12 protein-coding genes are annotated in these 13,006 nt (G+C 54.3%); all 12 read right to left on the reverse strand.

What is annotated here, in order from left to right; genetic code table 11:
• Window positions 1–3 precede the first annotated feature (3 nt).
• A complete protein-coding gene (gene fdhD, locus D3P07_RS23355) occupies window positions 4–813 on the reverse strand; it encodes a formate dehydrogenase accessory sulfurtransferase FdhD (protein WP_119802831.1) in 810 nt (269 codons plus the stop codon).
• A gap of 18 nt (window positions 814–831) precedes the next feature.
• Window positions 832–3,189, reverse strand: a complete 2,358-nt coding sequence (locus D3P07_RS23360; protein ID WP_119802833.1) for an FdhF/YdeP family oxidoreductase — start codon at window positions 3,187–3,189, stop codon at window positions 832–834.
• A 332-nt stretch (window positions 3,190–3,521) separates the two neighbouring features.
• On the reverse strand, window positions 3,522–4,019 hold the full coding sequence (gene infC, locus D3P07_RS23365) for a translation initiation factor IF-3 (protein ID WP_119802835.1): 498 nt from the start codon (window positions 4,017–4,019) through the stop codon (window positions 3,522–3,524).
• 138 nt (window positions 4,020–4,157) lie between these two features.
• The gene (locus D3P07_RS23370; RefSeq protein WP_119802837.1) at window positions 4,158–4,823 is read right to left on the reverse strand and encodes an HAD family hydrolase; all 666 of its coding nucleotides are present in this window, start codon (window positions 4,821–4,823) and stop codon (window positions 4,158–4,160) included.
• 489 nt (window positions 4,824–5,312) lie between these two features.
• Window positions 5,313–6,857, reverse strand: coding sequence for an MDR family MFS transporter (locus tag D3P07_RS23375; protein ID WP_119803015.1), 1,545 nt, complete (start codon window positions 6,855–6,857; stop codon window positions 5,313–5,315).
• Window positions 6,858–6,912: 55 nt separating this feature from the next.
• On the reverse strand, window positions 6,913–7,578 hold the full coding sequence (locus D3P07_RS23380; RefSeq protein ID WP_119802839.1) for a hypothetical protein: 666 nt from the start codon (window positions 7,576–7,578) through the stop codon (window positions 6,913–6,915).
• On the reverse strand, window positions 7,571–8,284 hold the full coding sequence (locus D3P07_RS23385; protein ID WP_119802841.1) for a hypothetical protein: 714 nt from the start codon (window positions 8,282–8,284) through the stop codon (window positions 7,571–7,573). Before D3P07_RS23385 ends, D3P07_RS23380 begins: the two co-directional genes overlap by 8 nt.
• A 17-nt stretch (window positions 8,285–8,301) precedes the next feature.
• Window positions 8,302–8,925 (reverse strand): YhbD family protein, encoded by a 624-nt coding sequence (locus tag D3P07_RS23390; protein WP_119802843.1) that lies wholly within the window; start codon window positions 8,923–8,925, stop codon window positions 8,302–8,304.
• 231 nt (window positions 8,926–9,156) lie between these two features.
• Window positions 9,157–10,230, reverse strand: coding sequence for an ABC transporter substrate-binding protein (locus D3P07_RS23395; protein WP_119802845.1), 1,074 nt, complete (start codon window positions 10,228–10,230; stop codon window positions 9,157–9,159).
• Window positions 10,227–11,033, reverse strand: a complete 807-nt coding sequence (locus D3P07_RS23400; RefSeq protein ID WP_119802847.1) for an ABC transporter permease — start codon at window positions 11,031–11,033, stop codon at window positions 10,227–10,229. The genes D3P07_RS23395 and D3P07_RS23400 overlap by 4 nt, the downstream gene beginning before the upstream one ends.
• Window positions 11,020–11,838, reverse strand: coding sequence for an ABC transporter permease (locus D3P07_RS23405; RefSeq protein ID WP_119802849.1), 819 nt, complete (start codon window positions 11,836–11,838; stop codon window positions 11,020–11,022). The genes D3P07_RS23400 and D3P07_RS23405 overlap by 14 nt, the downstream gene beginning before the upstream one ends.
• Entirely contained in the window at window positions 11,828–12,946 is a 1,119-nt protein-coding gene (locus tag D3P07_RS23410) for an ABC transporter ATP-binding protein (RefSeq protein ID WP_310732573.1), read from the reverse strand. The genes D3P07_RS23405 and D3P07_RS23410 overlap by 11 nt, the downstream gene beginning before the upstream one ends.
• Window positions 12,947–13,006 lie beyond the last annotated feature (60 nt).

Consider the following 13,006-nt stretch of genomic DNA (forward strand, 5'->3'; position numbering starts at 1 on the left):
GTGTCAAGGTAATGAATGGTTTATAACGATTCGTTCAGCATGCGTATAGACCGTAAATTGACGGCCGCGGATAAAGCCCACGCATGTTATGCCCAGATCATGAGCCAGCCGAAGCGCCAGGTCGGTCGGCGCAGATTTGCTAAGCACAATCCCGCAGCCCATCTTGGCCGCCTTCAACACGACCTCCGACGACAGCCTTCCGCTGAACACAATCGCCTTGTTAACCGTGCTGATTCGCTGCAGCAAACAATGACCATACAGCTTATCCAGCGCATTATGGCGGCCGACATCCGTCATAACGGCCAGAAGCCCTTCTCCTTCAGCGAGCGCGGCATTATGAACGCCCCCTGAGCTATGGAAGTCGCTAGAGCTATTCTGAAGCTGTTCCATGAACGAGATGCATTGCTCCGGGGTTAACGTCCCTCTGGTCATAATCGTGCGCGCAGTCAGCATGTCGTTGTGAAAATAAAACTGGCGGCTCTTCCCGCAGCAGCTCCCGATGAACCGCTTCGACACCTTCTCCCGCGCCATGGAGGGCTTGCCAGCCAGCTCCGCGTAGGCGTAACCGCTACCCTCGTCGATATGCAGCCGCTTCACCTGAGCCGACTCCCTTATCATCCCCTCGGATGCGAGAAAACCATAAACAAGCTCGCGAAGATAGGTTGGAGAACAGACGACCGTCGCAAATTCTTCGCCATCCAGCTTGACCGTCAGCGCATATTCGGTTGCGATCTGATCCTCCATGGCTTCGAATTGCCCCGTATCGACACGGTACCGCATCGCTCCCCATACCGATAGATTGCCTCTCTCCATACGTCAGTCCCCCTTAGGTCAAGTTGGCGGCTCCATATCCAGCTCGGCGACCGTCTGCTCCGCGTAGCGCGTATCCTTATGCGCATGGTATCTGTCCGCCCGTTCTACTTGAACTGACGCATTGTATTCAGGTATCCCGGCATGGGGCTCATAGACACCCCGCTTGAACAGCATATTGCTCTCCGGCCAATACAGCTCAATATTGCCGCTCGCGACCGGAGCCAGCTTCGCGCGGCCATGGAAAAGGCCGTGGCGGTTATGCACCACGATATCATCCCCATCCTTCAGATCCAGCCTGCCGGCATCCTCGTTGCTGATTAGCACGTCATGCCGGGCCGCGGCGTTGAAGCTGTCCTTCTCGCCATAGATCATGGAGTTGAACTGCTTGCCCCTCCGGGTGGTCGCATATATTCGTTCCGCTGACCGCAGCAAGTCGGGAATCAAGATCGGTATCAATTGCCCTTTCCCATCAGGAGTCGGACAAGAACCTCCCTCGCACAGCCAAGCATTGCCCCATTGGAAGACGTCACCGCGATTGCGAAGGAGCTGGATGCCATCATAGTTAGGCGCGGCTGCCGCGATCTCCCTGCGGATATCCTCCGCGCTGTGGAAGCGGGCCAGCGCTCCCCTGTCCCTGTTGATACGCTCGGCAAGCTCGCCGAATATGTCCCATTCCGCCCGCGCCTCGCCAATGCGCGGCCCCTCGATCTCCGGCGAGAAGTAGACCATTCGTTCGGTCGATGTCGACGTCCCCCCTCCGGGCTGTTCATAACGGGTCATGGCCGGCAGCACCACAACGTCCTCTACGGCGTCGGCGAGCGCCGAGCTGTTCAGCACAATGTCCTGATGCACACGCAGCTCGACCGATTCCAGACAGGCCTGGACATGCAGCGGGTCCGGCATCGTCTCCAGGAAGTTCCCGCCCGATGTATAGAACAGCCGCAGCTTGCTCTCATGCCCCTCCGGCAGCAATGCGTTCTCCAGCGACACGCCGACGATATCCCCTTGCCACGCTGGCAGGGGAAACTTCCATACCGCTTCGATTCTGGCACGATCCTCCGCCGAGCTCATCTCCCCTCCCGGCAAGCTGAACGGGTCCGCCCCCATTTCGCCAGAACCCTGTACGCCGCTATGCCCGCGAATCGGCATCAACCCGCAATGCTCTCTGCCCAGAAAACCGCGCAGCAAAGCCAGGTTGGCAACCTGAGAGATGTTGTCCGTCCCGAAGCGATGCTGCGTCAATCCCATACTCCATACGAAGACGCCCGAGCGGGCGCCAGCGAGCAGACGAGCCAGCTCCTCCATACGAGAGCGCGCAAGCCCTGAAGAACGCTCGATATCCGCCCACTCCAGAGCTTCCACATGCATGCGCAGCGCGTCGTAGCCATTCGTATGACGGCCGACGAACTCATGGTCAATCGCGGAACCGCTCGCCGCTTCTTCCATCTCGAACCAGCACTTCATGATGCCGTGCATGAATGCGATATCCCCGCCAATGCTGACCTGATAGAAGTCATCCGCAAGCTTGGTCCCGAACAAAGCCGACTCTGCAATAGAAGGAATCCAATACCCGTCCATAGCAGGCTCGCGATAAGGGTTAATGACGATGATCTTCGTTCCCTTGCGCTTGGCCGCGTACATATATTTAGTCGATACCGGCTGGTTGTTCGCCGCTACGCTGCCCCAGAACAGCAGCACGTCCGTCCCGATCCAATCCTTGTAGCTGCAAGTGGATGCGCCAACGCCGATAGAACGCTTCAAGGCGGCCTTGGACGGCGAGTGGCAGATGCGCGAGGCATTGTCGATATGATTCGTGCCAATCGCCCTGGCAGCCTTAGCCGCCGCGTAATAGGTCTCGTTCGTAATGCCTCTTCCGGTCAAATAAAACGCGATTCCCTTCGGATCAATCGCCCGCGCCTTGTCCGCAATTCGCGACAGTGCCTCATCCCAGCTCAATCGGCTGAAGCGGGTTTCGCCTCTCCGCCGGATCAACGGATAAGGCAATCTGCCCAACTGTCGAAGCTCGGCGCTGTTGAGCTTCCGCAGCTCCGCGATGTCCGCATGCAGCCAGCGCTCCTTGATGGCAGGCATCGTATTCAGGCGCAGCACGTTGAGGCGCGTCGTGCAGACATGCGGCCCTTCCAGCGTCTGATCATATAACCCGGATACACCGAGCGCGCAGCCATCGCATACTCCTTGCGTCAAGATCCGGTAAGCGTAAGGCAGATTGTTGCGGTTATCCCATACCGTCTTGAAGGTATCGCGAATATGATGCGGCTTTACAAGACCGAGCCCGAAGGGTCGCTTGCTCACCCACAACCGGGAATCCCAGCTCTTAGGCAGCTTGATCCGCCCGGTATGCTTTGTTTTGCCCATGCCCATTCCCCTCCCAATCCCAATCTATCGAGCAGCGATCGAAAAAAGACCGCTTTCGCAATGATCCCAAGTGTTCCCACTCCAAAGCTCATTTTTGGCAGTCTTATCGTTCATTCGTTGAACAGTTCGATTCAGCCCAGTGTATCAAGAAAACGTTTACATGACAATGTAAACAAAGGCAGCCTGAATCATCAGGCTGCCTGCATGGCAAATGATTAGAGTTAACCGTCAAAATCATCAGTACGTCCGCTTGAACTTTGCAACCATATATAACCCGGTTAGCATCTAAGATTGGCCGTTATAATCATGACTACGTACAGGAGCCCGGCCGGTTACTTCGGCATAAGCTCCAGAGCCGCTTGCTTGCCGCTTAGTTGAACGCCAGTTTTGCGGGTTCCTCTCACCTTGAGATCGGTGGCAAGTCCCTCCAGCAGCGCCTTGGCGGCTGGTCCTTCCTTGCCCTGAATACGAACTACCAGCAGAACGCCATAGCCTGACTCCAATAGCTTCTCCGCTTGCCTGCGCTTCGTCTCGTAATCATGGTCTTCAATGCTTGCTGTCAGGCGAATTTCCTTCACCTTGACCTGCCCATCCTTCTGGCGGGCTTCCTTGCCGGCCTTGTCCTTCTCCTGCTTTGCCGCTCCCCGGCTGACCAGCCGGCATGGCGGAGGGCTGCTCATCAGCGAATCGCATACCAGATCCGCTTTCAGCTGCTTCGCCAGCTCGAGCGCTTCCTGCCGGGATACGACCCCAATCCGCTCGCCATCCAAACCCGTCAGTGATACCTCGACAGCCTTGATCGCTTCATTCATTACTAATTTCGATGCCATGGTTCTTCTCCTTCAACGTGTCCATCTTGATCATCGCGGCTTCACCGGACGACACCTTGCCCTTATTATGGGCAACTCAGACCGCAATCGCAAGGCCGAGGTGACGCTCTTCCTTCTCCTCAGCCTATCCATAAAATTTTATCCGGCATGCATGCCTACAAGCGATCGGAAATCAAGCTTAGCTAGCGACTCTGCATAGATATAACGCGCTTCTTGGTCAAAGGTAAGCATCTGCGTCAGCGGGTTGGGCACAATTACACAAGACATGCCTGCCGCTACTGCTGCTCTGGCGCCATTAGGAGAATCCTCGATGGCAATCGCTTCTTCCGGCTCGACGCCAAGCTTCTCCATCGCCTTCACATACAACTCCGGATCAGGCTTCACCTGGCTCACATCATCCGCTGTGCAGATGACCTCGAAATAATGGCCAATGCCTAGCGCATCCAGATGCCGGTCAATCCAATCACGCCCGGAGCTGGAGGCAAGTCCGATTCGAAGGCCCGCATCCTTAGCCAGCTTCAAGTAATCCAGAATGCCTTCGCGAACGACTTCTTTCGCCAACAGAGTAGAGTGATCATTATGAATCTTCAAGCGGAATTGCTCCTTGTCGATCTGCAGGCCCAGCTCTGTCATCAGATACTCATAAGGATTAAAGGTATGGTTATTCGTGCCTACGCACTCCGAATATTGATCGATTGTCAGATCAACGCCATGCTCCTTGTAGGCATCTCGGAAAGCATAGAACCAAGGTGTCTCCGTATCAAGAATAGTTCCGTCAAAATCAAAAATCATAGCTTTAATCATAGGTGTGCTCCTCTCCAGCATCTCGCAATCGTTATGTTATCAAGACGGTAGCATGACAAAATAGGTACGTCAAGCCAAGCCCTCCAGCATAGCCGCCAAACACAAAACTGATTCCCTTCAAGAATATTGGCGACATCCATTGATAAAACTGTGATGGATACGGATTCTAAGAGCGATGACATAGGTCCCTATATTTTTTTAAAAAAAGAAAAGGGACTGTCCAATAAGGCGATATAGTTGTGCCGCACACCGCTAATTGCGCCGAAAGTACGGAATTGTCCGGAATTAATGGCTAGATAACTAAGGAACGCCCCGCTCTAAAGTGAAAGACAACTAAAAGCCAAAGATGGCGGTGCAGAGATAACACCCCTGGCACCGCCATTTCTTCATGTTCGCCGATTCACATTTATCAAGTGAGATGTCACTACGAGCTCTAATTCATCCTTCTATATTCATTCCGTTCATTCACTCCATTAATTATTGCCCATGTTAATGGGATGCGTGCTGCCCCTCTTCCCCCTTCGCAATGGCCGACAGGTCCAGCTTGCTTCTGCCCATAAAGAAGGCTACGAGGAGCGCAAGCACCGCAGGAATCGCCGCCAGGGCGAACGTCAAGGTAATCGACGACGACAATGCGGTCGTGATCGTATCCAATACTTCCGCCGGGAAGCTTGCGCGCGACTCCGGCTTCAGCAGCTCTCGCGGATCGCCGAAGGCCATATCGCCTCCGCCCTGTGCCCCGCCCGCAGCGAACGCATCCGCCAGCTTATTCGTAAACGCATTGCTCTGGATGATGCCAAACACCGTAATGCCGACCGTCATGCCGAGCGAGCGGATAAACGTAAGCGTCGAGCTCGCCGTGCCGCGCTGCCTTGTCGAGATGCCGTGAATAGCTGCATTGCTGAGTACCGAGAACGATGCGCCAATGCCAAGGCCGATCAGGATCATATACAAGGTCACTTGCAGGCGGCTCGACTCTGGCGACAAGGTCGTTACGAGCAGCGTACCGATGACCAGGAGGATCAGAGTCGACACCATAATGTTCCGATACGGAATCTTGGTCATCAGGAAGCCGCCGAACGATGCGGTAACCACAGAACCCACCATCATAGGCAGCAGCACTAAGCCGGAGTTCGTTGCGGTCCCGCCAAGCACACCCTGAACAAAAATCGGGATATAGACCGACGCGACGATAAATGCCGCACCGCTGAAGAATGAGGTCAGAATGCTCGTGGCATACACGCGGTTTTTGAACAGTCCATACGTAATAATCGGTTCCTTCGCTCTCGTCTCGACATAAAGGAAGATCGCAAGCAGAACAGCGCTCGCCGCGAACATCCCAATAATCTCCCAAGACCCCCAAGGGAACGTCTTCCCGCCGAGCTCAAGGCCCAGCATGAGACCGACAACCGCACCGATTAGCGTAGCGGCGCCCAGCCAGTCAATCGGCTGCTTCGACCTGTCATGCGACTCTTTGTAAAAGAAAGCAATCATACAGAAGGCAATCACACCAAGCGGCAGGTTAATATAGAATACCCATTGCCATGCAATATGGTCGGTAATGTAGGCGCCGAGCAGCGGACCGAATATGCTGGACATGCCGAATACTGCGCCGAACAAGCCTCCCAGCTTGCCGCGGGATTCCAGCGGCACTGCGTCGAACATGATTGTGAATGATGTGGGGATCAGCGCACCTGCGCCAATGCCTTGAATGGCCCGGAAGAGAGCCAGTTCTGTGATCGTAGACGCTGTACCGCATAGCGCCGAACCGATCATAAAGATAATTAAACCGAATACGAAGAACCGCTTCCTGCCGTACATATCCGACAGCTTGCCGAAGATGGGCATGCCCGCCATCTCCGCTACCATGTAGGCGGAAGTGACCCATACGAACTTATCTAGTCCGCCCAGCTCCCCTACAATATTGCCCATTGCCGTAGCGACGATCGTATTGTCCATCGACGCCATCAGAATGGCGAGCAATAGTCCGGCAATGACGATGCCGAGACGATTTTTTTGTTGTGATGCAGACATAAATTCGCGACCTCTCTTCTTCATCTACTATCAGACTCTTTACGAGTCGATTCTTTTATACGCGATACTCTGATTGCGCCATGGCATTGCCGCTCTTCTCGTAAGAATCGCGATATTCAACCCTGCCAATAACGCAGCCTTGTCCGATCCGGACCGTATTGCCGCGAACAACATCCGCAACCGTATGCTCCAGATCAAGCCGGTCGCCTTCGATCAGACCGGCACGCAGCTCCGCAATGGAATCCTGCTGGAACAGCTCTTTGAACAGAACGCCTCTGCTTCTGCGAACCGTAACGAGCCCGCCTACAACTTCACTGACCCTAGAAGGGCCATAGAGCTTGATCAGCGTTTGCCCGGCATTCACGCTGCCGCCCGATACGGCTCCGCGCAGCTCCAGCTTCTCGGCTTCAATGGCTCCTTGGGAAGTCAGATGCCCGGACATGCGCACCTGATTCCCGCGGAAATTCCGCCCCAGCCGCAGCTCACCTGTACCCCGCAAGCTTCCGCAGCTCATCGGGCCGTCTACCAGCACCTCACCGGTAAACTTCAAGTATTCGGAATCCAGGCTCCCTTTAATATGCGAAGTCCCCGTCAAATAAAACCCTTCGCAAGCCACATCACCTGCCAGGATAGCATCGCCGGTAATCCGGACGCGCCCGAAGCGGCCGCCAAGCGACTCTGTATCGCCAACCAGTCTGACATCATGCAGCTTTTCAGCCATACGTTCTCTCCTCCCTTCCAATCTCGGCATCTGGATGCCTGGTTAATTGGTCTCGATATTCCACACGTCCGATTTTGCACCCTTTTCCGATGATCACCCGCTGTCCCCTTACAATATCCGCATGCGTATATTCAAGCTGGATGTCGTCACCTTCAATGACATGCGCGACCAATCTTGTCTCACTGCCCGGTATGATCCACTTGAGCAGCCACTTCCAGCCACTGCCGCGAAGGCGGCGTACGCGAATCGACTCTCCTCCAATCTCGCCGGCTCTGCTCTCCATATGAGAGAGGCCCAGCTCCATCTCGCCCGCGTTTAGCAGACCTTCCACTTTCAAAGCGCCTTGCAAATGAACCTTCTCTGCCTCCACGTTACCGTCAGCCTTGAGGATGCCGCTGATCTTGATGGACTCCGCAAAGACATGGCTTTCCGCCTTCACGATTCCGTTGATGTTAATCATACGCCCCTTAAGGACACCTTCAATGTTAAGCTTTCCGTCAGCCCTCAGTTCAGGCGTATCCATGCTGCCTTCAACCGTCAACACGCCATTCACCCTGGCCGCAGAAGCAACCCCCACATCTCCTGCAATCCGTCCGACGCCATCGACATGCACATGCTCATACGTGCCTCCAACAGCACGAATGACCCCGTTCATTCTAAGATTCGGCAGGCCTCTCGGCCAAGTATGCTGCTCTTCCCTGTACATCGTACATCCTCCTTTCCTTATACCAATCGTTCGATGAGCTTCTCCGCCCAGTCCGTCATAGCCACCCGCGCGATCACCTTCACACCGCTGTCGAAGTACAATTCCGCAGAAGCGGATATCAGAGCAAATGAAGCGATCCCCATTCGTCTGATGAACACCAGCTCGCATGGCATCCCCTTGAAGGAAGGATAATGCTCGCGAAGCGTATGGATCAGCGCGTCCCCTTCCTCCATACTCATCTCGCCTGCCTTAAGCAAGGCATCCACTGTAAATAGATAAAGCATGTCTTGAAAGGCGTAGATCTCATTCCCGCTCTCCGTGCCGCTCCAGCGCTTCAACACCATATCCGACACGATGTTTCTCGCGGCGAACTCGCTTTTTCGCATTTCAATACCCGCTTGTTTGCCTGTCAGCTTATCGGCCAATTCATCCAGGGATAAATCATCCTTCAGATTTACAATCTTATCGATTCTCGCCAGTATTAGCTCCCGTGGAAAAAACGTCTCTTGTCCCGTAAAAGCAGACCTCCGGATGAACCACTCCTCCGGGATCAGCTGCTTCCTCTTCCACCGATAGAGCTGGCCGTAGGAGATACCCGTCGTCTCCAGCAGCTCCTTCTTGGATATGAGCTCAATCTCCATTCATGCCCCTCCTGTCACAAAAACAGTGTAACATAACATTGTTACGCTCCAAATCGGTCTACAGACTGAGCGCACCTGCACCTATGGGTCAATCCTTGGCGTGCATCCATTCTCGTCTGAACATAACGCAAAAAACCCGACGTTACGCGATTGAACGTCGGGTTTAGAACTATTGTTTTAATTTCACCGAAGCTTTCACCCTCTCGCCGTTTCCATACAGGAGAATTGCGATTACTTCCGATGCATCTTGAACTCCAGGAACAGCTCATTGTAATGCGACAGCATGCGTGGTCCCAGATTATCGTAAACCTCCAGTCGCTCTGTCAGCTCCTCGTCGGGATAAAACCGCTCGTCGCCAGATATATCCTCAGGCAGCAGGGCAAGCCCATCCTTGTTCGGTGTGGAATAACCGACATATTCGGCATTCAGCGCCGCAACCTCGGGGTCAAGCATAAAGTTGATGAACTGATGCGCGCCCTCCAGATTGCGGGCCGTCTTCGGAATCACCATGTTGTCGAACCACAGGTTAGAGCCCTCTTCCGGCACGATATAGTCAAGCGCTTCATTCTCGTCCATAATTTCCGACGCATCACCAGACCATACGAGTCCGGCTGCCGCTTCTTCATTCGCCATCAGCATCTTGATCTCGTCGCCGACAATCGCCTTCACGTTCGGCGTCAGCTTCGACAGCTTCGCAAGCGCTTCTTGCAGATGCTCCTCATTCGTATCGTTCAGCGAATAGCCAAGGCTGTTCAGTCCCATGCCGATAACCTCGCGCGCGCCATCGAGCAAGAAGACATTGTTGCGCAAACTCTCGTCCCACAGATCATCCCAGCTATCGAAGGTTAGATCGCCGACCAGATCAGGATTGAAGACGATGCCGACCGTACCCCAGAAGTAAGGCACGGAATAGGCATTGTCGGGATCAAAGGACAGATGCATGAAGCGGGAGTCGATATGCGACAGATTCGGCAGCTGCGAATGATCGAGCTCCAGCAGCAGATTGTCTTCCTTCATCTTGCTGATGGCATATTCGGATGGAATCGCCACGTCGAAGGTCGTGCCGCCCTGCTTGATTTTCGTCATCATCGCCTCATTGGAGTCGAAGGTTTGATAGATCACCTTAATGCCGGTCTCTTCCTCGAACTGCGCAATCAGCTCAGGATCAATATAGTCGCCCCAGTTGTAGACCGTCAGCGTATTGCCTCCGGAGTAGCCAGCGCTGGAGTTCAATTGCGATGTCACATACATTAAGCCGAATGCGGCTAGAAAGACAAGCAGAAACGTACGGACTAGCTGGCTCATGCGCGCACCCCCTTGCCTGCCGGACGGTTGTTGCGGCGGTTAATAAAGTAGTAGCCGATCACCAGCAGCACCGTGAACAGGAAGATCAGCGTAGACAGGGCGTTGATCGACAGCGATACGCCTTGTCGCGCCCGTGAGTAGATCTCGACTGACAGCGTCGAGAAGCCGTTGCCCGTTACGAAGAACGTCACCGCGAAGTCATCCAGTGAATACGTTAACGCCATAAAGAATCCCGCGAAAATGCCGGGTTTGATATACGGCAGAATGACCTTCGTCAGCACTTGCCAGGAGCTTGCGCCCAGGTCGCGCGCAGCATCGAGCAGCGAGCCGCCCATCTCCTGCAGCTTCGGCAGCACCATAATGACGACGATCGGAATGCTGAACGCGATATGCGACAGCAGCACCGACACAAAGCCAAGCTGAATGCCCGCAATTGTGAACAGAATCAGGAACGATGCCCCGATAATGACATCAGGGCTGACGATCAAGACGTTGTTCAGCGTGAGCAGCGTGCCCTTCGGCCGGTTGCTGCGGATATAGTGGATCGCGATGGCGCCCATGACCCCGATAATCGTCGAGATCGCAGCGGACAGCAACGCAATCACAAAGGTATTCAATACAATAATAAGCAGGCGTGTATCCTGAAACACCTCGCCGTAATATTCCAGCGTGAAGCCTTCGAAGTTTCTCATGGCTCCGCCGCTGTTAAAGGAGTAGAACATCAGATAGAAGATCGGCGCATACAGGATGATGAACACGGCGATCAGGTACAGGTTGGATAAGCGCCATTTACCTTTTGACAATGTCGATCAGCCCTCGCTTTCGATTCCCGGTCAGCAGCATCAGAATCGCCATGGCGATGATGAGGAACACGGCGATGGTCGCCCCCATGCCCCAGTCCTGCGTCACAAGGAAATGCTGCTCGATCGCGGTGCCGAGCGTAATGACGCGGTTGCCCGCAATCAGTCTTGTAATCATGAAGAGCGACAGCGCCGGTATGAATACCGCCATGCAGCCCGCCTTCACCCCGTCAATCGTCAGCGGAAATACGACGCGGCGGAACGTCATCCAGGGCGATGCGCCAAGGTCGCGCGCTGCGTCGATCAGTGTCGGATTCATTTTTTCCAGCGCGTTGTAGACCGGCAGAATCATGAACGGAATGAAGATATAGACCGACACGAACACGAAGCTGAAGTCGGTGAACAAGATTTGTTTGGTGCCGATGCCCGTTACTTCCAGCACCGTATTGACGAAGCCGTATGTACCGAACAAGCCGATGAACGCGTATGCCTTCAGCAGCAGGTTGATCCAGCTTGGCAGGATAATGAGCAACAGCCATAGCGCCTTATGCTTCGTCTTCGTAAGCAAGTAGGCCGTCGGATAAGCAACCAACAGCGAAAATAAGGTAATCAAAAAAGCGTACCAGAACGAGCTAAGCGTCATGCGCAGATAGACCGGCGTAAAAAACTTCTCGTAGTTCTCGAATGTGAATTGCCCTTCCACATTAAAGAAGGAATAATACGCGATCAGCAGAATCGGCGCGATCACGAACAAGACAATCCACAGCACATAAGGAACAAGGTACAGATTGCGGGCTCTAGCTTCCATGGCTGTCCCCACCGCCGCTTTCCTCGTACGACTCCAGACGCTTGTCGAACTCCTCTTCCGTCTCGCCCAGACGCATGACATGGATCGCTTCCGGCTCGAACGTCAGGCCAATTCGCTCACCGACCGTCGCCTTGCGCGTTGAATGGACTAGCCACTCATTGCCGGTGTCGTCATAACAGCTGATCTCGTAATGCACGCCCCGGAACAGCTGCGTGTCCACGCGCACCTGAAGCTTGCCGCTCTCATGCGATGTAATCTCCAAGTCCTCCGGACGGATGACAATATCGACCGTTTCCCCTTCACTAAGGCCTTGGTCGACACACTCGAACGTGCGGCCTGCAATCTCTACTTCAAAGTCGCGCAGCATGCGGCCTTTAACAATATTGGATTCGCCGATGAAATCCGCTACGAAGCGGTTGATCGGCTCGTCATAAATATCCGTCGGCGTGCCGGACTGCTGGATCGTACCTTCGTTCAATACGAAGATTTCGTCCGACATCGCAAGCGCTTCTTCCTGGTCATGCGTAACGAAAATAAACGTAATGCCCAGGCGGCGCTGCAGCTCGCGAAGCTCGTACTGCATCTCCGTTCTCAGCTTCAGGTCAAGCGCCGACAGCGGCTCGTCCAACAGCAGGATTTCCGGCTCGTTCACAATCGCGCGAGCGATGGCGACACGCTGGCGCTGGCCGCCGGACATCTCCGTAATTTCACGGTTCTCGTAGCCGCTCAAGTTGACGAAGCGCAGCGCTTCAAGCACCTTGGTTTTGATCGCGTCGTTCTTCAGCCCTTTGATGCGCAGGCCGAATGCGACGTTCTCGAACACATTGAGATGCGGGAACAGCGCATAGTCCTGGAATACCGTATTCACTTGCCGGTCGTTCGCAGGCACCCGGTTAATGACTTTGCCATTGAAATAGATGTTCCCCTTCGACGGCTCCGTAAATCCGGCAATCAAGCGCAGAATCGTCGTCTTGCCGCAGCCCGACGGCCCTAGCAGCGTATAAAATTTGCCCCGCTGAATCTCAAAGCTTACATCCTTGAGTACCGCAGGGTCGTTATGGTCGTATTGTTTCGTCACATGCTCGAAACGAATGATCGTCTCTTCCAATCCCACCAGCCCCTTCGTCCTATATAAAAGAAATCCATAGTGATTATACAGCATCTCCGC

It is taken from the genome of Paenibacillus sp. 1011MAR3C5 (assembly GCF_003591485.1).
GTDB lineage: Bacteria > Bacillota > Bacilli > Paenibacillales > Paenibacillaceae > Pristimantibacillus.